Source organism: Acidovorax lacteus, assembly GCF_039540375.1.
Classification (GTDB): Bacteria; Pseudomonadota; Gammaproteobacteria; order Burkholderiales; family Burkholderiaceae_C; genus Acidovorax_G; species Acidovorax_G lacteus.
Genome location: NZ_BAABEX010000007.1, coordinates 118,072 through 140,311, shown reverse-complemented (window position 1 = coordinate 140,311; position 22,240 = coordinate 118,072). Strand labels below are relative to the sequence as shown.

16 protein-coding genes are annotated in these 22,240 nt (G+C 65.2%); 4 read left to right on the top strand and 12 right to left on the bottom strand.

All coding sequences use genetic code 11. The features are described 5' to 3' along the window. Positions 1 to 98: 98 nt before the first annotated feature. From ABD866_RS04095 to ABD866_RS04085, 3 genes are all read right to left on the bottom strand, one after another. Positions 99 to 560, bottom strand: coding sequence for a SixA phosphatase family protein (locus tag ABD866_RS04095; protein ID WP_345061411.1), 462 nt, complete (start codon positions 558 to 560; stop codon positions 99 to 101). Next, positions 560 to 2,758 (bottom strand): polyphosphate kinase 1, encoded by a 2,199-nt coding sequence (gene ppk1 / locus ABD866_RS04090; RefSeq protein ID WP_425549541.1) that lies wholly within the window; start codon positions 2,756 to 2,758, stop codon positions 560 to 562. The genes ABD866_RS04095 and ppk1 overlap by 1 nt, the downstream gene beginning before the upstream one ends. A gap of 94 nt (positions 2,759 to 2,852) precedes the next feature. After that, entirely contained in the window at positions 2,853 to 3,692 is an 840-nt protein-coding gene (locus ABD866_RS04085) for a GNAT family N-acetyltransferase (protein ID WP_345061409.1), read from the bottom strand. Between the two features lie 188 nt (positions 3,693 to 3,880). Here ABD866_RS04085 and ABD866_RS04080 point away from each other — a divergent pair, with 188 nt between their 5' ends. Both ABD866_RS04080 and ABD866_RS04075 read left to right on the top strand, forming a co-directional pair. Then, positions 3,881 to 6,904 carry a bifunctional diguanylate cyclase/phosphodiesterase gene (locus tag ABD866_RS04080; protein WP_345061407.1) on the top strand — a complete coding sequence of 1,008 codons (3,024 nt, stop codon included), beginning with the start codon at positions 3,881 to 3,883 and terminating at the stop codon, positions 6,902 to 6,904. Between the two features lie 286 nt (positions 6,905 to 7,190). After that, positions 7,191 to 9,449 carry a putative bifunctional diguanylate cyclase/phosphodiesterase gene (locus ABD866_RS04075; protein WP_345061405.1) on the top strand — a complete coding sequence of 753 codons (2,259 nt, stop codon included), beginning with the start codon at positions 7,191 to 7,193 and terminating at the stop codon, positions 9,447 to 9,449. Between the two features lie 85 nt (positions 9,450 to 9,534). Here the strand turns inward: ABD866_RS04075 and ABD866_RS04070 are convergent, their stop codons facing one another. From ABD866_RS04070 to ABD866_RS04050, 5 genes are all read right to left on the bottom strand, one after another. After that, positions 9,535 to 10,050, bottom strand: coding sequence for a GNAT family N-acetyltransferase (locus ABD866_RS04070; protein ID WP_345061403.1), 516 nt, complete (start codon positions 10,048 to 10,050; stop codon positions 9,535 to 9,537). 15 nt (positions 10,051 to 10,065) lie between these two features. Next, positions 10,066 to 11,400 (bottom strand): phosphoglucosamine mutase, encoded by a 1,335-nt coding sequence (gene glmM / locus ABD866_RS04065; protein WP_345061401.1) that lies wholly within the window; start codon positions 11,398 to 11,400, stop codon positions 10,066 to 10,068. Between the two features lie 60 nt (positions 11,401 to 11,460). Next, positions 11,461 to 12,240 carry a dihydropteroate synthase gene (gene folP / locus ABD866_RS04060; RefSeq protein WP_345062475.1) on the bottom strand — a complete coding sequence of 260 codons (780 nt, stop codon included), beginning with the start codon at positions 12,238 to 12,240 and terminating at the stop codon, positions 11,461 to 11,463. 243 nt (positions 12,241 to 12,483) lie between these two features. After that, positions 12,484 to 14,403, bottom strand: coding sequence for an ATP-dependent zinc metalloprotease FtsH (ftsH, locus tag ABD866_RS04055; protein ID WP_345061399.1), 1,920 nt, complete (start codon positions 14,401 to 14,403; stop codon positions 12,484 to 12,486). A 165-nt stretch (positions 14,404 to 14,568) separates the two neighbouring features. Then, positions 14,569 to 15,237, bottom strand: a complete 669-nt coding sequence (locus ABD866_RS04050; protein WP_345061397.1) for an RlmE family RNA methyltransferase — start codon at positions 15,235 to 15,237, stop codon at positions 14,569 to 14,571. 32 nt (positions 15,238 to 15,269) lie between these two features. Between ABD866_RS04050 and ABD866_RS04045 the strand changes: the two genes are divergently transcribed. Next, positions 15,270 to 15,743 carry a YhbY family RNA-binding protein gene (locus ABD866_RS04045; protein ID WP_345061395.1) on the top strand — a complete coding sequence of 158 codons (474 nt, stop codon included), beginning with the start codon at positions 15,270 to 15,272 and terminating at the stop codon, positions 15,741 to 15,743. Continuing rightward, a complete protein-coding gene (locus ABD866_RS04040; RefSeq protein ID WP_345061393.1) occupies positions 15,743 to 16,498 on the top strand; it encodes a glycosyltransferase in 756 nt (251 codons plus the stop codon). Before ABD866_RS04045 ends, ABD866_RS04040 begins: the two co-directional genes overlap by 1 nt. Positions 16,499 to 16,554: 56 nt before the next feature. Here the strand turns inward: ABD866_RS04040 and ABD866_RS04035 are convergent, their stop codons facing one another. The 4 genes from ABD866_RS04035 to carA all read right to left on the bottom strand — a co-directional run bounded on the left by ABD866_RS04035 (position 16,555) and on the right by carA (position 22,047). After that, positions 16,555 to 16,983: a DUF4149 domain-containing protein gene (locus tag ABD866_RS04035; protein ID WP_345061391.1), complete on the bottom strand. Its 429-nt coding sequence runs from the start codon at positions 16,981 to 16,983 to the stop codon at positions 16,555 to 16,557. Between the two features lie 9 nt (positions 16,984 to 16,992). Continuing rightward, positions 16,993 to 17,469, bottom strand: coding sequence for a transcription elongation factor GreA (gene greA, locus ABD866_RS04030; protein ID WP_345061389.1), 477 nt, complete (start codon positions 17,467 to 17,469; stop codon positions 16,993 to 16,995). 157 nt (positions 17,470 to 17,626) lie between these two features. Beyond that, positions 17,627 to 20,884 carry a carbamoyl-phosphate synthase large subunit gene (carB, locus tag ABD866_RS04025; protein ID WP_345061387.1) on the bottom strand — a complete coding sequence of 1,086 codons (3,258 nt, stop codon included), beginning with the start codon at positions 20,882 to 20,884 and terminating at the stop codon, positions 17,627 to 17,629. Further along, entirely contained in the window at positions 20,884 to 22,047 is a 1,164-nt protein-coding gene (carA, locus tag ABD866_RS04020) for a glutamine-hydrolyzing carbamoyl-phosphate synthase small subunit (RefSeq protein WP_345061385.1), read from the bottom strand. Before carA ends, carB begins: the two co-directional genes overlap by 1 nt. Between the last annotated feature and the right edge of the window lie 193 nt (positions 22,048 to 22,240).

Here is a 22,240-nt window from a genome sequence, read left to right as displayed (position 1 = left end):
ACGCGCCCGCTGCAACGCTGGCGACGCACGCCACCGCACAGCACGCCCAGCCCTGCCGATCGGTCGCAGCGGCGGCACCCGCGGCGCCGGGCGCCCACTCAGAGCAATTCAGGCGTCTGTACGGTGACCAGCACCGTCTGCGGCTGGTCCAGCCGCTGGCGCTGGCGTAGCCACCACACCGAGCCCTTGCGCACCGCGCACTCGCCACCGGGCAGGCCCATCAATTGCGCCACCACACGGCCCAGCAGCGGCTGGTGCCCGACCACCAGCACGGCACCGCGCCCCTGGGGCCATTGCACCAGCTCCAGCAGATCGTCTGGCGTACCATCGGGCAGCAGCTCGGCCCGCAGCTTGAACTTGCGGCCCAAGGCCTCGGCCGTCTGGACGGTGCGACGCGCCGGACTGGCCAGCACGCGCAGCCCTTCGGGCAACTGCCGATCGAGCCAGCCGGCCATGCGCAGGGCCTGCTTTTCACCGCGCGGCGTCAGGGCGCGCTCCAGGTCGTCGCCCTCTTCCAGGCCCGGATGCGCCTCGGCATGGCGCCACAGAATCAGGTCCATCAGCGCTCCCCCGTGCTGGTGCGAGGCGCTGCGCCGGGCGGTGCCTCGTAGCGTTGTGTCAGTGCGCGCTGGGCCCCCAGGCCATCGCCTGGGCGCGCGGGCGCGCGGTAGGTGCCGTCGGCCTGCAAGGTCCAGGCGTCGCGGTCGTCGTGCAGGTAGGCCACCAGGCACTCGTCGATGATCTGCTGGCGCAGCGCCGGGCTCTCCACCGGCCAGGCCAGTTCAACGCGCCGCATCATGTTGCGGTTCATCCAGTCGGCGCTCGACAGGTACAGGTCTTCCTGCTCGCCCGCCCGGAAGTAAAACACCCGGGTGTGCTCCAGGAAGCGGCCGATCACCGAACGCACCCGGATGCGCTCGGTCTGGCCCGGCCGCTGGGCCGGCAACATGCAGGCACCGCGCACGATGAGATCGATCTCGACGCCACGCTGTCCCGCCCGGATCAGGGCGCGGATCAGCGCCTCGTCGGTCAACGCATTCATCTTGGCCACAATGCGCGCGGACTGCCCGCGCTGGGCCGCCTGCGAGACCTGCTCGATCTTCTCGATCATGCGCCGGTGCAGATGGAACGGCGCCAGCAGCAGGCGCTGCAGGCGCGGCGGGCGGTTCTGGCTGGCCAGATGATTGAACACGCCGTCCATGTCGGCGGTCATGGCTTCGTCGGCCGTGAGGTAGCTCAGATCGGTATACACGCGGGCCGTGCGCGCGTTGTAGTTGCCGGTAGACAGGTGGCCGTACCGCCGCAGCCTGCGGCCTTCGCGGCGGGTCACGAGCAGCATCTTGGCGTGCGTCTTGAGGCCCACCACGCCATACACCACCTGCGCGCCCACGGCTTCCAGCGCTTCGGCCCAGTTGATGTTGGCCTCTTCGTCGAAACGCGCCTTCAGCTCCACCACCGCCATGACCTCCTTGCCGCGGCGCACCGCCTCGGTCAGCAGGTCCATGATCTGGGTGTCCGCGCCGATGCGGTAGATGGTCTGCTTGATGGCCAGCACATCGGGGTCGTGCACCGCTTCGCGCAAAAAGGCGATCAGGCCGTCAAAGCTCTCGAAGGGCTGGTGGATCAGGACGTCGCGCTCGCGCAGCTGCTCCAGGATCGGGCGGGAGGCCGCCAACTGGCGGGGCCAGGCGGGCTTCCAGGGCGAAAAGAGCAGCTGTGGTGCGTCCACCAGGTCGATCAGCTGGATCAGGCGCACCAGATTGACCGGGCCGTGCACGCGGTAGAGCGCCTGGGCAGGCAGGGCAAACTGACGCAGCAGAAAATCGGCCAGGAACTCCGAGCACCCGGCCGAGACCTCCAGCCGCACCGCCTGCCCGTAGTGGCGCTGCTGCAGGCCCTGGCGCAAGGCGGTGCGCAGGTTGCGCACATCTTCTTCGTCCAGCGCCAGATCAGAGTGCCGCGTGACCCGGAACTGGGAGAACTCGGTGACCTGCCGCCCCGGAAACAGCTCGTGCAAGTGCGCACGGATCACGCTGGACAGGCTCACGAAGGCCGCCTGACCGCCCGCAACCGTCGCAGGCATGCGGATGAGTCGCGGCAACGCCCGTGGCACCTTGACAATGGCCACCTCGTTTTCGCGCCCGAACGCGTCGTGCCCGTGCAGACGCACGATGAAGTTCAGAGACTTGTTGGCCACCTGCGGAAACGGGTGGGCTGGGTCCAGTCCGACCGGGATCAGCAGCGGCTGTACTTCGCGCCGGAAATACTGCTGCACCCACCGGCGCTGCGCCGCAGAGCGCTCGCCATGGGCCACGATGCGGATGCCCTGCGCTGCGAAGGCGGGCACCAAAGCGTCGTTGTAGAGCGCGTACTGCTGAGCGACGATCTGGTGCGCATGCGCAGCCAGCGAATGGAAGGACGCAACGGTGTACGGGCCGCTGGTGTCTCCGTTGCGCGCGGCGGTGATGTGGGGCGCGGCGCGTACCTCGAAAAACTCGTCGAGGTTGGACGACACGATGCACAGATAGCGCAGGCGCTCGAGCAATGGCACGTCTTCGCGGCGCGCCCAGTCGAAGACGCGCTCGTTGAACGCCAGAATGGCATGGTCGCGGTCCAGCAGTGTGAGCGCCGAGGCGTCGTCTGCAGCAGACGCAGCACTGCGTTGGCCCGGTGGCTGCGGCGAGGCTTGGGAGGGCACAGGGAACACGGGACTCACCAACAGGTACGAACGGGCATGGGTGCAGTATCCGGCCGCCATATGACGGCTGCGTGACAGGCTGCCACACTGCCACATGACTGACATCGAAGACAAGAGCGGCCAGGGTCCGGGTCAGCCCTGGCTGCAGAGCCGTTCAGCGGCCCAGAAAGTGACGACGGTAGCGGGGGTGCAGTTCGCCCAGGCGCATCAGCATGGGCAGGTCGGCCGTATTGAAGTCGGGGTCCCAGGCCGGCGCTCCCAGAATGCGGGCACCCAGCCGCAGGTAGCCCTTGATGAGCGCCGGGGGCTCCACCGCCAGATTCCCCTCGAGCTGCTCGACCGGCAGCGGCAGCCGCGGCAGCACCCGGTGCTCGATGGGCGCGAGATGGGTCTCGCGCAACTGGGCCCAGATGCTGGCCGCCGCCTCGCCCGAGACAATGCCGTTGTGCAGCATCGGAATGCTCGCGCAGCCGATCATCGTGTCCAGGCCATTGCGCACCATGAAGTCCGCCAGTGCGCCCCACAGCGCCATGATCACGGCGCCCTGCCGGTGATCGGGGTGCACGCAGCTGCGGCCCAGCTCCACCATGCGCTCGCGCAGGCCCCGCAGGCGCGTGAGATCAAACTCGGTGTCACTGTAGGTGCCGCCCACCCGCTTGGCCTGCGCGGGCGTCAGCACCCGATAGGTGCCAATCACCTCGGCACTGCGGCCGTCGCGCACGATCAAGTGCTCGCAGTAGTCGTCAAAGAGGTCCACGTCGTGCCCGGGCACTGCGGTGGACAGCCGGGCACCCATCTCTCCCGCAAACACGGCATACCGCAGGCGCTGGGCTGCTCGCACTTCGTCCAGATGCCGTGCCCAGCTCACCTCGATCCGGGGACCGGCTGTCCCCACCAGCGCCATCGGGCTGCTGTCCAGAGGCGATGGATGAAGCGACCCCCGAGGAAGCGCGAGGGGCGACAGAGGCAGCGTAGGGTTGGGCAGTTCGTTCATCGGATCACGCTCCGCAAGGATGGATGCCCCGCAGTGTGGGCACCGCCCATGACGGCCCCATGTCGAAGCCGTGACGCCCTGATGACGCCTGCAACCTGCTGCCTTGAAGCCCCCTGCCGCAGGCGCGCAAAAGAAGGTGTGCATTTGCATCGGCGGCTTGCATAATGGTTCGCACCACCTCTCTGTCCGTGCCTTACGCCACCCACAACGCCCCTGCCCGCTCGCGATGGCTCGCGGCGTTGGGCGTGTTCGTCGTGGCATTGGCCGCCGCAGTGGCTTTGATTGCGACCCTGGAGCACCAGGAGCGGAATCAGCGGCGCGTGCAGGCCTTGCAGGTGGCTGCGGACCATGCCAATGCGCTGCTGCGCGGACTGGAGCTGGCGCTCTCAGCCAACAACGTGCTGGTGGCGCTGGTGCGTGAGGGCAATGGCCGCGTGGACAAGTTCCAGGAGATTGGCGAGCAGTTGCTGCCTCTGTATCCAGGCATCGCAGCCATGGGTTTGTCGCCCAACGGTGTGGTGCGCTACGTCGTGCCAGAAGTCGGCAACGAAAGCCTGATTGGCTTCGACCAGATCAATGACCCCCGCCAGGGACCTGACGCCCGGCGTGCGCGTGATAGCCGCCAGCTCACGCTGGCAGGGCCCCTGGAGTTGGTGCAAGGCGGCCTGGGCGTGGTAGGGCGCCATCCGGTGTACCTGTTTGATGCCAAAGGCACACAGTACTTCTGGGGTCTCACGTATGTGACCATTCGGCTGCCTGCGCTGCTGGACGCGGCCCGTGTGTCCCAGTTGCCCGAACGCGGATACCGGTACCGCCTATGGCGCGACCTGCCCGGCGGTGCGGGCATCCAGTCGATCAGCGGCTCGCCCACCGCCCTGGGCGAAGATGCCGTGACCCACGCGCTGGACCTGCCCAACGGCCGGTGGTATCTGAGCGTGGAACCGCTGTCGGGCTGGGGCTCAGGTGGGGTGCTCGGTGTACGTGTCGTCATGGGCCTGCTGTTTGCCGCGCTCATGGCTTATCTGGTCCACACGCTTTTGCGGCTGCGCCACCAGGAGCGGGGACTCGCAGCCGAGGTGTCGCGCCAGACCGCCGAGATTCGCAGCACGCAATCGCAGCTGCGGGCGGTGATAGACGCCATCCCCGACGCCCTGATCGAGCTGGACAGCAAGGGACACGTGCTCGCGCTGCATGGTCGTCAAGCGCTGGCGCTGGTGGCCCCCCTGTCGGCAGCAGGTTCTGCCGCCACGCTGATGGAAACCCTGCCCTCCGAGTCGGCCGCGCTGCTGCGCGTGGCGCTCGATCAGGCCGCGGCGCTGGGCCAGTCCACCGGCGTGGTGCTGGACTGGCCCGGCACGAGCGACAGGCCGCTGCGCATGGAGCTGTCGATCTCGTTGCACCAGAGCGCAGCACACAGCGATGGCACGCTGCGGTTCATTGCGCTGGCGCGCAATGTCTCCGATCGAGAGGCAGCGCAGGCCGATATGCGCCTGGCCTCGCAGGTATTCGACCAAAGCAGCGAAGCCATCGTGATCGCGGACGGACAGCGGCGGGTCGTGCGCACCAACCTCGCCTTCTCGCACATGAGCGGCTACGCACCGCACGAAGTCTTGGGCAAACCCGTGGATGCACTGGCCGATGCGGGCCACCCCGCCGGTGCTTCGCTGCCCTGGCTGGTTGGTCCGGAGAGCCAGCACTGGGAAGGCGAGACCCTGGGCCGGCGCAAGGACGGATCGACCTACCCCCAGTGGCTGTCGGTGAGCCATGTCCGGCATCCGGACAGCGGCGAGATCGTTTCGTCCATCCTGCTGCTGCGCGACATCACGCAACTGCGTGAGACGCAGGCGCGCATCGAGCACCTGGCGCACTACGACCACCTCACCAACCTGCCCAGCCGCGCCCTGCTGGCCGAGCGGGTGGGCAACGCCATTCGCGAGTGCGAGGCCCAGGGCGGCACGCTGGCCCTGTTGTTTGTGGACCTGGACCACTTCAAAAACGTCAATGACTCCCTGGGCCACCGCACAGGCGATGCGCTGCTGGTGGCCATTGCCCAACGGCTGCAGTCCATCCCGCCGGCAGGTATGACGGTGTCACGGCTGGGGGGCGACGAGTTCGTGCTGTTGGTGCCGCAGGCCAGCGCACAAGAGGCCGCCGTCATTGCCAACCGCGTACTGCAGGCCATTGCCGAGCCCGTGCAACTGCAGCCCTACGAGCTCACGACGACTTCCACCATCGGGATCGCGCTGTTTCCGAACGACGGCGACAGCTTTGACATGCTCTACCAGCGCGCCGACGCGGCCATGTACCGCGCCAAGCAGAGCGGGCGCAACCGCTTCGCCTTCTTCACGGCCGAAATCGAGGCGCGGTCGGCCCGCACCCTGCAGATCGAGAACGCGCTGCGCCGTGCCATCGAGCGCGGCCAGCTTTCACTGCACTACCAGCCCCAGGTCGAGCTGCGCGAGCGCCGCATCGTCGGCGCCGAGGCGCTGCTGCGCTGGCAACATCCGGAATGGGGCTGGGTATCGCCGGCAGAGTTCATTCCGGTGGCTGAAAGCAGCGGGCTCATTGTGGGGATTGGCGAATGGGTGCTGCGCACGGCGTGCCGCGACGCAAGGGCCTGGCTGGACGCGGGGCTGGATGTGCAGTCGGTATCGGTCAACCTCTCGGCTGTGCAGTTCCGGCATCCACAGCTCGCCGAGCTGGTCGACCGCTGCCTCGAAGAGGCGCAGCTACCGCCATGGCGGCTCGAGCTGGAGCTGACCGAAGGTGCGGCGGTGGACGATCCAGCCCACGCACTGACGATCATGGAGCGTCTGCATGCGCGCGGCATCCGCCTCTCCATGGACGACTTCGGCACGGGCTATTCGTCGCTGAGCTATCTCAAGCGATTCCAGATCTCCAAGCTCAAAATCGACCAGAGCTTTGTGCGCGATCTGGACGAGGACGCCAACGACCGCGCCATCGTCAGCGCCATCGTCCGCATGGCACAGGCACTGGGCATGCAGACCACGGCCGAAGGCGTGGAAACCGAGGGGCAGATGGCCTTTTTGCGCGAGCAAGGCTGCGATGAGGCCCAGGGATACTTGCTCAGCCGCCCGTTGCCCGCAGACGACTTCATGCGCTTTGTGCGGAGCCACCGGCCGCTGCCAGCGCCGACGCCCGCAAAGCCGCACATCGCCGAGAAGGCGCCGCGCACAGCGCCCAAGACCTGAATGTGGGCACGGTGGCCGCGCGGCCCCAGCATCCGCCGCATCCAACACCTGCGCCGACATGCGCAGATCAATTGCTATCAAAGTAATAGCTGCTCGTGCTTGATTTGAAAGCACAGGCAGCCCAAAAGACCGTCCACCTCGACTCAGAACCCGGCATGCAGACGGCGGCACTGGCAGCCAAAGCACCAGCGGGACAGGGTGCAGCAGCCCAGGCTTACGCGAGGCTGATACACTTCGCGACAATTTTGCGGCCCCACCCCGGCGGCCGCTTTGTGGTTCCGGTTCGATGCCCTCCCTGTACAGCGCGCCCGACGGTCCCCCGTCGGACCTGTCTGCCTCTTCCTCCACCCTTGAACGCACGCTGCGCGAACAGCAAACCCTGCTGGACAGCGCAGGCGTGGGCATTGTGTTCGTGCGCCAGCGCGTGGTGGTGCGCTGCAACCAGCGCTATGCCGAGATTTTTGGCTACGACCGGGCAGAGTCCGTGGTGGGGCTGGGCAGCGAAAGCTTCTATCCCGACCGGGAGGCCTACCGCGACCTCGGACGACGCGCTTACGCCGAAATGTCCCAGGGCCGCGCGTTTCGCACCGAGCGGCTCATGCGCCATGCCCGGGGTCATCTGTTCTGGGCGAGCCTGACGGGTCGGCTGCTCAATCCCGACGACACCAGCGAAGGCTCCATCTGGATCCTCGACGACATCGATGCGCAGCGCCAGGCGCAGGCACAGCTCAGCGCGGCCGTGCGGGACAAGCAGTTGCTGTTCGACCATGCCATGGTCGGTATCGTGTACCTGCGCAACCGCCACCTGACCCGCTGCAACCGCCATTTTGAGCAGATGCTGGGCTATGCCCCTGGTGCGCTGGCAGGCAGCCCGTCGCGCCGCTGGTATGCCAGCGACGAGGACTGGGAGGCCGTCGGACGGCTGTGCTACCCGGTGCTGGAGGCGGGAGGATCGTTCGAAGGCGAAGTCCGGCTGTGCCGCCAAGACGGCAGGCCGGTCATCTGCGAGGTGCGCAGCAAGCTGCTGGACCCGGCCGACCCGTCCCAGGGCTCCATCTGGATCACCATGGACGTGACCGAGCGAAAGCAGGCCCAGGCCGCACTGGCGCGCGCACACGAGGAACTGGAGCGGCTGGTGCAAGACCGCACGCGCGAGTTGCGCGCCACGGTGGACAACCTGCACCGCGAAATCCAGGAGCGCCAGGCCGACCAGGAGCGCATTTACTGGCTCGCGCATTACGATGCACTGACGGGCCTGCCCAACCGCACCCTGCTGGCCGAACGCGCGCGCCTGGCCATCGAGGACGCGCAGTCGCACAACGGATCGCTCGCACTGGTGTTTCTGGATCTGGACCACTTCAAGCACGTCAACGACTCGCTGGGACACCCTGTGGGCGATGCCCTGCTGGTGGAGATCGCCAAGCGGCTGGCTGGCAGCGTGCGCCCCCGCGACACGGTGTCGCGGCTCGGAGGCGACGAGTTCATCCTGCTACTGCCGGGCGCCGATGCCCAGACGGCCGCCCGCATGGCGGCGCAGCTGCTCGATGCGTCGCGCCAGCCGTACCAGATCGACCACCACGAGCTGACCATGGCACCGTCCATGGGCATCGCGCTGTTTCCGCGCGATGGGCTCGATTTCGAGACCCTGACCCAATCGGCCGACGTGGCCATGTACCGGGCAAAGCTCGACGGGCGCAACACTTTCCGCTTTTTCACGCCCGAGATGCAGGCCCAGTCGGCACGCGCGCTCGCGCTCGAAAACTCGCTGCGCCGGGCGCTGGAGCGCGAGCAGCTCACACTGCACTACCAGCCGCAGATCGACCTCGAAACCGGCCTGGTGCAAAGCGTGGAAGCGCTGCTGCGCTGGCACCACCCGCATTGGGGCCAGGTCTCACCGGCGGAGTTCATCCCGATTGCGGAAGACAGCGGCCAGATTTTGCAGATCGGCGACTGGGTGCTGCGCACCGCCCTCGCCCAGCTGCGCGCCTGGCGCGATAGCGGCATGCCGCATCTCACGATGGCGGTGAACCTGTCGGCCATCCAGTTCCGCGAGCCGCATCTGCCCGAGCGCATCGCCCAACTCCTGAGCGAGTTCGATCTGCCACCCGATGCGCTCGAGCTGGAGCTGACCGAAGGCGTTGCCGTCTCTGACCCCCACACCGCCGTCACCACCATGGACCAGCTGCACGCACGCGGCGTGCGCATGTCCATGGACGACTTCGGCACCGGCTATTCTTCGCTGAGCCAGCTCAAGCGCTTTCGCATCTTCAAGCTCAAGATCGACCAGAGTTTCGTGCGCGATCTGGGCCAGGACGCCAACGATCGGGCGATCGTCAGCGCCATCATCCGCATGGCCCAGGCCCTGGGCATGCGCACGACCGCCGAAGGCGTCGAGACGGGCGAGCAACTGCACTTTTTGCGCAACGAAGGTTGCCACAGCGCCCAGGGCTACCACTTCAGCACACCGCTGCCCGCCGAGGCGATGGAACGGTTCATGCGCCAGCGCGCAGCCGAAGCCACCACCGAACTTGAGCCAGCGCACTGACTGCGCGATAACACGCCCAGCACCCCAAGGGCCTACACCCTTGCCGTGCTGCTCGCAGCGCGGCAGGCCACGGCTTGGCAAGGGGCTAGGGCAGCTTCTTTTGTAGGAACACGGCCGCACCCATGGCTGGGTCCAGGGCGTAGCCCTCGAAGCCGATGTCGCGGTACAGCCGCATGGCCGGATGGTTGCCCGAGAGCACTTCGAGGGTGAGCTTGCACGCACCGCGCTCGCGCGCGATCGCCTCTACGGTACGGAGCATGGCGCGTGCCACGCCGCGCCCGCGCCAGGCCGGCTGTACGACCACATCGTGCACATTGACCAGCGGGCGGGCGGCAAAAGTCGAGAAGCCTTCCAGGCAGTTGACCAGACCCACGGCGTTGCCCGGCGCCACCGGCCCATGCCAGGCCATTACTGAAAAAGCCTGGGGCAGCGCCTGCAGGCGCGGCACCAGCTCGGCACGCACATGGGCCGCCAAGGGTTCGCCACCCCCAGCCGGGTCGCGGGCATAGCCATCCAGCAAATCGACCAGCGCCTGGGCCTGCACAGGGTCCGCGTAATCCACCCGCTGGACGAGACACACAGAAGGCTCGGAAACTGCCATGCCGTCCTGCCCGGCTCAGCCAGCGCGTGCTGCGTCTGCCAGGCGCTGCGCACAGCGGTTGGCCAGCGTGGCATCACGGGCCTCCACCATCACGCGCAGCAGCGGCTCGGTACCGCTGGCGCGGATGAGCACCCGCCCCTGGTCCGCCAGCTCCTGCTCGACCGCCCGCGTGGCTTCGGCCAGCACGGTGTTGGCCTTCCAGTCCTGCCCGGGGGCCAGGCGCACGTTGAGCAGCACCTGCGGGAACAGCGTCAGCCCGTCGAGCAGTTGGGCCAGTGTCTGGCCATTGCGCACACAGGCCTGCAGCACCTGCAAGGCACTGACCAGACCGTCGCCGGTGGTTTGCCGGTCCAGCGCCAGCAGGTGGCCCGACCCCTCCCCCCCCAGCACCCAGCCGTGGCGCACCAGTTCTTCGAGCACATAGCGGTCGCCCACCTTGGCGCGCACAAACTTCACGCCGCGCTGCACCAGCGCCTGTTCCACGGCCAGATTGGTCATCTGCGTGCCCACCACGCCGGGCACATGTTCGTCGCGGCCCATGCGGTCAGCGGCCATCAGGTACAGCAGCTCGTCCCCATTGAACAGGCGGCCCTGGCCGTCCACCATCTGCAGCCGGTCGGCGTCGCCGTCGAGCGCAATGCCGAAATCTGCCCGGTTGGCGCGCACGGCGCGCACCAGAGCGTCTGGATGGGTCGCGCCCACCTCGTGGTTGATGTTCAGACCGTCGGGGGCACAGCCGATGGCGATGACGTCGGCCCCCAGCTCGTGGAACACCTTGGGCGCAACTTGGTAGGCCGCGCCATGCGCAGCGTCCACCACAATGCGCACGCCCTTGAGGGTCAGGTCCGACGCGAAGGTGCTCTTGCAAAACTCGATGTAGCGCCCGGCTGCGTCGTCCAGCCGCCGCGCCTTGCCCAGTTGGGCAGACTCCGCCCATACAGGGGCTTGCTCCAGGGCCTGCTCGACGGCCAACTCCCACGCGTCGGGCAGCTTGGTGCCCTGTGCGCTGAAGAACTTGATGCCGTTGTCCGGATACGGGTTGTGGCTAGCCGAGATGACCACTCCCAGGCTGGCGCGCTGTGCCCGGGTGAGGTAGGCCACACCCGGCGTCGGCAAGGGGCCCAGCAGCACCACATCGACCCCGGCCGAGTTGAATCCCGACTCCAGCGCACTCTCCAGCATGTAACCCGAAATACGGGTGTCCTTGCCAATCAGGACCACCGGGCGGTCTTCGGTCGTCCTTAGCACGCGACCCACGGCGTGCGCCAGGCGCAGCACAAAATCGGGTGTGATCGGGGCCTGGCCCACCGTGCCCCGAATGCCATCGGTGCCGAAATACTGGCGACTCATACCTTGTCTCCCTCTGTCATCCACCGGCCCGACCCCTGTCTGGAGCCAGTGCCTGCCTGTTCAATTCTGTTGCGCCATCGCCTGCCACACCGCCAGCGCAGCCACCGTGTCGCGCACATCATGCACCCGAACGATGCGGGCACCACGCTCCACCGCAAGCACGGCCGCGGCCACACTGGGCACCAGCCGGTCATCGACTTCACGTCCTGTGACCGCACCGAGGGACGACTTGCGCGACCATCCAGCGAGCACCGGCAAGCCCAGCGCCAGCAGCCGCGGCTGCTGCGCCAGCAACGCAAAATTCTGCTCAACAGTCTTTCCGAACCCAATGCCAGGGTCCAGAACGATGCGATCCAAATGCACCCCTCGTGCTTGAATTGTATCGCTGCAGCGCTTCAAAAATGATAGCACCTGCTCGACCACATCGCCTTGCATGGGGGCCTGCTGCATGGTCTGCGGTTCGCGGTGCATGTGCATCAGGCACACGCCACAACGCGGATGCGCAGCCACCACCTCCAGCGCACCGGGCTGGCGCAGCGCCCAGATGTCATTGACGATGTCCACGCCAAGCTCCAGCGCAGCGGCCATCACTTCGGGCTTGTAGGTGTCGATCGACACCGGGCAGCCCCAGGTGACCGCCTCTTGCAGGATGGGCAGCACGCGCCGCAGTTCCTCGTCCAGCGGCACCGCCGGGCTGCCAGGCCGCGTGGACTCCCCCCCAATGTCGAGAATGTCGGCTCCCTCGCGCAGCAATTGAGCGGCGTGGTCCAGCGCGCGGCGCGTGCTGTCGTAGCGCCCTCCGTCTGAAAAGGAATCCGGCGTGACGTTGACGATGCCCATCACACGCGGCTGCGCGAGGTCGATGTCGAAGCGCGTGGTGCGCCAACGCGGCGCTGCCGCAAGAGTGGCCTTCTGGCCAGCGGGCGAGGGAGAAACAGAAGAGCTCATGGTGCGCAAACGGTTTCAGGCTGACAAGGGCATCACACGGCTGCCGCCCACATCAGGCCAGGGCAGATGTCTGCAGGCCTCCTGAACGCAACAGCGGGGCCCATGGGCCCCGCTGCGTGGTTGGCATCCCAGCCGTCAAGCGGCGGTGGGTGCTGTGTCGGTGGTCACGGCCGAGCTGCCGCCGCCACCATTGCTATCCCCAGACGAAGGCTTGCGCGGCGTCCAGTCCTTGGGCGGACGGGGCTCCTTGCCGGCCATGATGTCGTCGATCTGCTCCATATCGATGGTTTCCCATTCCAGCAGAGCCTTTGCCATGGCGTGCATCTTGTCGCTGTTCTCTTCGATCAGGCGACGCGCGAGGCTGTATTGCTCGTCGATGATGCGGCGCACCTCAGAATCCACCTTCTGCATGGTTTGTTCGCTCATGTTGGTGGTCTTGGTCACCGAGCGACCCAGGAACACCTCGCCTTCGTTCTCGGCATACACCATCGGCCCGAGGGCCTCGGTCATGCCGTAGCGGGTGACCATGTCACGGGCAATGTGCGTGGCGCGCTCGAAGTCGTTGCTCGCACCCGTGGTCATCTGGTTCATGAACACTTCTTCGGCAATGCGGCCACCGAACAGCATGCTGATCTGGTTGAGCATGTACTCGCGGTCGTAGCTGTAACGGTCCTGCGAGGGCAGGCTCATCGTCACCCCCAGGGCGCGGCCGCGGGGAATGATGGTGACCTTGTGCACCGGATCGCACTTGGGCAGCAACTTGCCGATCAGCGCGTGACCAGCCTCGTGGTAGGCGGTGTTGCGGCGCTCCTCCTCAGGCATGACCATGCTCTTGCGCTCAGGCCCCATGAGGATCTTGTCCTTGGCCTTCTCGAAATCCTGCATCTCCACCGTACGGGCGTTGCGACGGGCAGCCATCAGAGCAGCCTCGTTGCACAGGTTGGCAAGATCGGCACCGCTCATGCCCGGCGTGCCGCGCGCAATGATGCTGGGCGCAACGTCCTGGCCGATCGGGATCTTGCGCATGTGCACGTTCAGAATCTGCTCACGACCGCGAATGTCGGGCAAGGTCACGTACACCTGGCGGTCAAAACGGCCCGGGCGCAGCAGTGCGGCGTCCAGGATGTCCGGGCGGTTGGTAGCGGCCACCACGATCACGCCGAGATTGGTTTCGAAACCGTCCATCTCCACGAGCATCTGGTTGAGCGTTTGCTCGCGCTCGTCGTTGCCGCCGCCCAGGCCTGCGCCACGCTGGCGGCCCACGGCGTCGATTTCGTCGATGAAGATGATGCAGGGCGCGTTCTTCTTGGCGTTCTCGAACATGTCGCGTACGCGGGCGGCACCCACGCCGACGAACATTTCGACAAAGTCAGAACCCGAAATACTGAAGAACGGCACCTTCGCTTCGCCGGCGATGGACTTGGCCAGCAAGGTCTTGCCAGTGCCCGGAGGGCCCACAAGCAGCAGTCCCCGCGGAATACGGCCGCCGAGCTTCTGGAATTTCTGCGGGTCCTTCAGGAAGTCGACCACTTCCTTGACCTCTTCTTTGGCCTCATCGCAGCCAGCCACGTCGGCAAAAGTGACGGTGTTGTTGTTCTCATCCAGCATGCGCGCCTTGCTCTTGCCGAAGCTGAACGCACCGCCCTTGCCGCCGCCCTGCATCTGGCGCATGAAATAAATCCAAACACCGATGAGCAGCAGCATGGGCCCCCAGCTCACGAGCAGCGTCATGAGCAAAGAACCTTCTTCGCGCGGCTTCACATCGAACTTGACGTTGTTGGCGATCAGATCGCCTACAAGGCCCCGGTCCAAATACGTTGCCGTGGTCCGGATGCGGCGGTCATCGGACGTGACGGCCACGATCTCGGTGCCGCCCTGCCCCTCCTGGATGGTGGCGCTCTTGATCCGGTTGCTTCGCACTTCCTCCAGGAATTCGGAATAACCGATATGCCCGGCGCCCGCCGTGGTGCGCGTGTCGAACTGTTTGAACACGGTGAACAGCACCATGGCGATCACCAGCCACACAGCCACCTTAGAAAACCACTGATTGTTCAAGCGGGACTCCAGTCACTTGAGAAAAAACGGGCGCAAACCCTGAGGGTCCACTTGCGGTGCATTTTAGGACTTTCAAGAGCAGCGCCCTGGCCTATTCCCCCGATCAGCCATGGGCTCAGCGCGGGTTTGAATCCAGCGCGGCTCAGAAGCTTGATGCGCATCAACTCATCGCGTACGCGGCTCTTTCAGACCCATGCCGACCAGAAAGGTTTCTGCCGAACGGTCGCGGGACGCCTTGGGCTTGATCGGCTTGACCGTTCTGAAATGCTGGCGAAACAGTTCGACCAGTTGGGCATACCCGCTGCCATGGAAGACCTTGGCAACCAGTGCCCCATCGGGTTGGAGATGCCGGCTGGCAAAGTCCACAGCGAGTTCGATCAGGTGGGCCACCCGGGCAGCGTCCACCGACGCCACCCCAGACAGATTGGGTGCCATGTCCGACACCACCACATCCACCGCGCGCCCCTCCAGGGCCGACTCCACCTGCTCCAGCACCGCGTCTTCACGAAAATCGCCGTGGATGAAGTGCACGCCTTCGATGGGCTCCATGGGAAGGATGTCCACCGCCACGATCGCCCCGGCGAGTTGCCCTGCTGCAGCACCCTCCGGGGCCAGACGGCGACGCACATACTGCGACCAGGCGCCGGGGGTTGACCCCAAATCCACCACCCGATCCCCCGACCGAATCAAGCCCAGTTGTTCGTCGATTTCCTTGAGCTTGTAGGCTGCGCGCGCGCGGTATCCGTCCTTCTGCGCCTGCTTGACGTAGGGATCGTTGACGTGATCATTCAGCCACGCCTTGTTGACCTTTTTGCTTTTGGTTTTCGTTTTCATCGTCTTTTTCTTCCTGGCTCGATAATACGGGGATGCCCCATATTGAATTGACTCCGGCTGAGCGCCGGGAATACCGCGCACAGGCCCACCATCTGGACCCCGTGGTCCTGATCGGTGCCGACGGACTGACACCGGCCGTGCGCAAAGAGGTGGAAGCAGCCTTGTCCGCCCATGGCCTCATCAAGGTGCGCATGGCCAGCGACGATCGCGTCGCACGCGAGGAGGCGTTTCGCAGCCTTGCAGACGAACTCCATGCAGCGCCCATTCAGCACATCGGAAAGCTGTTTATCTTGTGGCGTCCGCCCGCCGCCAAAGAGCGGGTGGCGGACGAAGAACGCAAGCCCGGCCCCCGTGATGTGAAGATCCTGAAGTTCAGCAAGCGCGGCGGGCAACGGCCTGAAGTCAAGCAACTGCGCGTGCTCGGAAATCAGCGCCTGACCCCGGGCGGCCAGATCAAGCGCGCCAAACCCAAGCAAAAATCTGCCAAAAAGCAGTCGCTGGACTGATGGATACGCCGCCCGATAGCGCACGCTCCGCCATGCGGCACGTGCTGTGCATGAAATGGGGAACCAAGTACGGTCCCGAATACGTGAACCGGCTCTATGGCATGGTCCGACGGCATCTGCAGGGCGATTTTCGCTTCATCTGTCTGACCGACCGCACCGATGGCATCCGGCCCGAAGTCACCTGTTTGCCCATTCCACCGCTGGATCTGCCCGCGGGCATTCCAGAGCGCGGTTGGACCAAGCTCGCCACCTTCACGGCGGATCTGCACAGCCTTCGCGGAACGGCCCTGTTTCTGGATCTGGATGTGGTGGTCACCGGGCCTTTGGACGAGTTTTTCACGCATCCGGGCGAGTTCCTGATCATCCACGACTACAAACGTCCGTGGCGCATCACCGGAAACTCATCGGTCTACCGGTTTGAACTCGGAGCCCACCCCGATGTGTTGGCGTACTTCCGGGACCACTTCGACGAAATCCGGAAAAACTTCCGCAACGAACAGGCCTACCTGTCCGACTTTTTGCACAAACAAGGCAAACTGCAATATTGGCCTGCGGCCTGGTGCCCGAGCTTCAAGTACCACAGCATTCCGCGCTGGCCCACCAACTACTGGACCCCTCCTTTGGTGCCACCCGGGGCTCGGATCGTGATCTTCCACGGCGAATGCAACCCACCCGACGCACTGGCGGGCCGACGCAACCGCCGGTTCCGTTACATCCGCCCTGCCACGTGGGTGGCCGACCACTGGCAGGAGTGAGCCGCCGCCAGGCGAGGCATGCCGCATGCCAGGGCGGCCTCCCCGGTTCCGCCGGCTCAGGTCGAGGCGCGTCCGAAGCGCAGTAGCCTCCAGAACACCAGCCCGGCGCAGACCCACTGCAGAACATATAACACGCTGCCCACAGAATGCCAAAGTTGCAAATCTTGGCGCGCCACAATGCGCGGTGCAACCCCATACTGCAGCAGTAAAGCGAACAGCAATCCCGCAATCACCCAGGGCAGGGCAGAAGCCGCCCAAGCTGCCACCACCGCTTCGCGACGCGGCCTGGACAAGAGCAGCAGCGCGACGCAGGCGGCCGTGCTGACCCAAGTCTGCGCAGCGAACAGCTTGGCAGCCATGAAGCCTGCGAGCGAAGGACTCGGGAGATGGGCGAACAGCAGTGGCACGACCACAAAGCCCACCACACCGAGGCTGCTCCACCACAGCGCCGCCGCGACAGTGCAGAAGGTCCGGGCGTCCACCATGGCGCAGCCTCAGATGTAATGGACCGCCACGACCTCGTAGCGGCGCACGCCGCCAGGTGCTTGCACCTCTGCGGTATCGCCCTCTTCCTTGCCAATCAGGGCACGAGCAATCGGGCTGGACACATTGATGAGACCCAGCTTCAGATCGGCCTCGTCCTCCCCCACGATCTGGTATTTCACGGTCTCGCCGCTGTCCTCATCCTCCAGCTCTACCGTCGCCCCGAAAACGACGCGACCACCCGCGTCCAGTGTCGAGGGATCAATGATCTGAGCGGCCGACAGCTTTCCCTCAATCTCCTGAATGCGGCCTTCAATAAAACCTTGCCGTTCCTTGGCGGCGTCGTAATCGGCGTTTTCGCTCAGGTCACCCTGGGCGCGGGCTTCTGCAATGGCCGTGATGACCGCAGGGCGCTCGACCGTCTTGAGGCGATGCAGTTCGTCGCGCAGTGCTTCGGCTCCGCGCTTGGTGACAGGAAAGGTGGTCATCTTCTTCTACTCCAAACAAAAGACAAACCGCCACAGGAGCCCCTGTGGCGGTTTGTTGGATCAGCGTTGTGGGCCTGAGTTTAATGCACATCGGCCGCGCGCCACCCCGGTGTCAGCCCGGGTATGGCGGCCTCAGGCCCAAAGGCCGTCTAAGGCCTCAGGCCAGAAGCTGCGCGTGCAGTTCCTGCACCGAATACACATCCAGCGCGTCAAGGTAGCGCATGCCTTCCACCGCAGCCTCGGCACCAAAGATGGTGGTGAAGGTGGTCACACGCGCGAGCAGCGAACTCGTGCGGATGGCACGCGAATCGGCAATGGCGTTGCGGCGCTCTTCCACCGTGTTGATGACCATCACGATCTCGTTGTTCTTGATCATGTCCACGATGTGAGGACGGCCTTCGGTCACCTTGTTGACCACCTGGACCGGAACACCCGCAGCCGCAATCGCAGCCGCCGTGCCCTTGGTGGCCACCAGTTCAAAGCCCTTGGACGCCAGCTCCCGCGCGATGGCAACCGCCCGGGGCTTGTCACTGTTTTTCACCGTGAGGAAGACCTTGCCCGAGCGCGGCAGCTTGGTGCCTGCGCCCAGCTGGCTCTTGACGAAGGCTTCGCCAAAGGTCTTGCCAACGCCCATCACCTCGCCGGTGGACTTCATCTCGGGGCCAAGAATCGTGTCCACACCGGGGAACTTGACGAACGGGAACACGGCTTCCTTCACGCTGAAGTAAGGGGGCGTGACCTCCTTGGTGATGCCCTGCTGCTCAAGCGTCTGGCCCGCCATGCAGCGTGCTGCCACCTTGGCAAGCTGGATACCTGTGGCCTTGGACACGAAAGGTACCGTACGCGAAGCGCGGGGGTTCACCTCCAGCACATAGATCACGTCGCGCTTGGAGCCACCGTCTTCGACTTCCTGGATGGCGAACTGCACATTCATCAGGCCCACGACATTCAGACCTTCCGCCATTGCCGCCGTCTGGCGCTTGAGTTCGTCCACCGTCTCCTTGCTCAGGTAGTAAGGCGGCAGCGAGCAGGCTGAATCGCCCGAATGGACACCCGCTTGCTCGATGTGCTCCATCACACCGCCGATGAACACCTTGCCAGCCGGATCGCGCAGGCAGTCGACATCGCATTCGATGGCATCGTTCAGGAATCGGTCCAGCAGCACGGGCGAGTCGTTGCTCACCTTCACCGCCTCGCGCATGTAGCGCTCAAGGTCGCGCTGCTCGTGCACGATCTCCATCGCACGACCGCCCAGCACATAGCTGGGGCGCACCACCAGCGGGTAGCCCAGGGCAGCGGCTTTCTCCAGCGCCTCGGCCTCGGTGCGCGCCGTCGCGTTGGGCGGCTGGCGCAGGCCCAGGTCGTGCAGCAGCTTCTGGAAGCGCTCACGGTCTTCCGCGGCGTCGATCATGTCGGGGCTGGTGCCGATGATGGGCACGCCCTCAGCCTCCAGGCCCAGTGCCAGCTTCAGCGGCGTCTGGCCGCCGTACTGCACGATCACCCCTTCGGGCTTTTCCTTGTCCACGATCTCGAGCACGTCCTCAAGCGTCAGCGGCTCAAAGTACAAACGGTCCGATGTGTCGTAGTCGGTGGACACCGTTTCGGGGTTGCAGTTGACCATGATGGTCTCGTAGCCGTCCTCGCGCATCGCGAGCGCGGCGTGCACGCAGCAGTAGTCGAACTCGATGCCCTGGCCGATGCGGTTCGGACCGCCGCCCAGCACCATGATCTTCCTCTTGCCGGTGGGCGCGGCTTCGCACTCGTCCTCGTAGGTCGAGTACATGTAGGCCGTGTTGGTCGGGAACTCGGCTGCGCAGGTGTCCACACGTTTGTACACCGGGCGCACATTGAGCGCACGGCGTGCGTCCCGCACCGTCTTCTCGGTGGTTTTGAGCAGCTTGGCCAGACGGCGGTCTGAAAAGCCCTTCTTCTTGAGGGCGCGCAGCGTGCCTGCATCGAGCGACGCCAGCGCGGCATCGCCCTTCTCGGCGGTGAGCTTGTCCAGGTCGAGTTCGATCTTCACGATCTCTTCGATCTGCACCAGGAACCAACGGTCGATCTTGGTCAGCTCGTGCACCTCGTCCACGGACAGCCCCATGGCAAACGCGTCGCCGACGTACCAGATGCGCTCCGGGCCCGGCTCGCCCAGCTCCTTCTCAAGCAGCTCGCGGTCCTGGGTCTTTTCGTTCATGCCGTCCACGCCCACTTCCAAGCCGCGCAGGGCCTTCTGGAAGGACTCCTGGAAGGTACGGCCCATGGCCATCACCTCGCCCACCGACTTCATCTGGGTGGTCAGGCGGCTGTCGGCTGTGGGGAATTTCTCAAACGCAAAACGTGGAATCTTGGTAACCACGTAGTCGATGGAAGGCTCGAACGAGGCAGGCGTGGCGCCGCCCGTGATTTCGTTCTTGAGCTCATCGAGCGTGTAGCCCACGGCCAGCTTGGCAGCGACCTTGGCAATCGGGAAGCCCGTGGCCTTGGACGCCAGCGCCGACGAACGCGACACACGCGGGTTCATCTCAATCACGATCATGCGGCCGTCCTTCGGGTTCACCGAGAACTGCACATTGGAGCCCCCAGTGTCCACACCAATCTCACGCAGCACCGCCAGGCTGGCGTTGCGCATGATCTGGTATTCCTTGTCGGTCAGCGTCTGCGCCGGGGCCACGGTGATCGAGTCGCCCGTGTGCACGCCCATCGGGTCCAGGTTCTCGATGGAGCAGACGATGATGCAGTTGTCCGCCTTGTCGCGGACAACCTCCATCTCATACTCCTTCCAGCCGAGCAGTGATTCTTCGATCAGCAATTCGTTGGTGGGAGAAGCTTCCAGCCCGCGCTTGCAGATGGTCTCGAACTCTTCCGGGTTGTAGGCAATGCCGCCGCCCGTGCCGCCCAGGGTGAAGCTCGGGCGGATCACGGTGGGAAAGCCCACGTGCTTTTGCACCGCCCAGGCTTCTTCCATGCTGTGCGCAATGCCCGAACGCGCGGAACCCAGACCAATCTTGGTCATGGCATCCTTGAACTTCAGGCGGTCTTCGGCCTTGTCGATGGCCTCGGGCGTGGCGCCAATCAGCTCGACCTTGTACTTGTCGAGCACGCCGTTGCGCCACAGGTCCAGAGCACAGTTCAACGCAGTCTGCCCCCCCATCGTGGGCAGGATGGCGTCAGGGCGTTCCTTGGCGATGATCTTCTCGACCGTCTGCCAGGTGATGGGCTCGATGTAGGTGACGTCGGCCGTAGCCGGGTCGGTCATGATCGTCGCGGGGTTGCTGTTGATCAGGATGACCTTGTAGCCTTCTTCGCGCAAGGCCTTGCAAGCCTGCACGCCGGAGTAGTCGAACTCGCAGGCCTGGCCGATGATGATCGGCCCGGCGCCGATGATGAGGATCGATTTGAGATCTGTGCGCTTTGGCATTACTTCTTCTCCATCAGCGCCGTGAAGCGGTCAAACAGGTAAGCGATGTCGTGCGGCCCGGGCGATGCCTCAGGGTGACCCTGGAAGCAGAACGCGGGCTTGTCGATGCGGGCGAGGCCCTGCAGCGTGCCGTCGAACAGGCTGATGTGCGTGGCTCGCAGGTGGGCTGGCAGCGTGGCCATGTCCACGGCAAAGCCGTGGTTCTGGCTGGTGATGCTCACGCGACCGCTGTCCAGATCCTTGACCGGATGGTTGGCGCCGTGGTGGCTGTTGTCCATCTTGAAGGTCTTGGCCCCGCTGGCCAGGGCCATGATCTGATGGCCCAGGCAGATGCCGAACGTGGGCACGCCTGCGTCGATGATCTGGCGAGTGGCCTCAATGGCGTATTCGCAAGGCGCTGGATCACCAGGCCCGTTGGACAGGAACACGCCGTCGGGGTTCATTGCCAGCACTTCCGCGGCGGGCGTCTTGGCGGGCACCACGGTGAGCTTGCAACCGCGCTCTGCCAGCATGCGCAGAATGTTCTTCTTCACACCAAAGTCGTAGGCCACCACATGAAAGCGCGGCGACGCCTGCGTGCCGTAGCCTTCGCCCAGCCTCCACTCGGTCTGGTCCCAGGTGTAGGTCGTGGGGGTGGTCACGACCTGGGCAAGATCCAACCCCTTCATGCTCGGCGCTGCCTTGGCAGCGGCCAGGGCCTGGTCGATCCGCTGCTGCGTCACCGCCTCGCCCTGGGCCAGCCCGACAATCGCGCCGTTCTGCGCACCCTTGTCGCGCAACAGGCGGGTCAGCTTGCGGGTGTCAATGTTGGCAATCGCGACCGTGTTCTCGCGCACGAGGTACTGCGACAGCGTTTCGGTGGATCGGAAGTTGCTGGCCAGCAGTGGCAGGTCTTTGATGATCAGGCCCGCGGCATGGACCTTGTCGGCTTCGATGTCTTCAGGATTGATCCCGTAGTTGCCAATGTGCGGATACGTGAGCGTCACGATCTGCTGGCAGTAACTGGGGTCGGTGAGGATTTCCTGGTAGCCGGTGATGGCAGTGTTGAACACCACCTCACCCACGGTGGTGCTGGTGGCACCGATCGAATTGCCGATAAAGACCGTGCCGTCTGCGAGCGCCAGGATGGCGGGAGGGAAGCTTCCCTGTAGAGACAAAAGCACTGGGTTCTCCGGATGGTTACGGTCGCCCGGCGCCTGCTGGCCGCTCGCAAGGGGTGTCGGCGGCTGCTCTCTCAGAAAGTGGGTAGCTTGGGGGTGCGGTCGGGCGACGCTGTTGCGAGAAAAGCCCCCGATTATAACGCGCGAGCGCCCCGCTCGCCCGCATCATGCACCGTTTGCATGGCGAGACAACCCC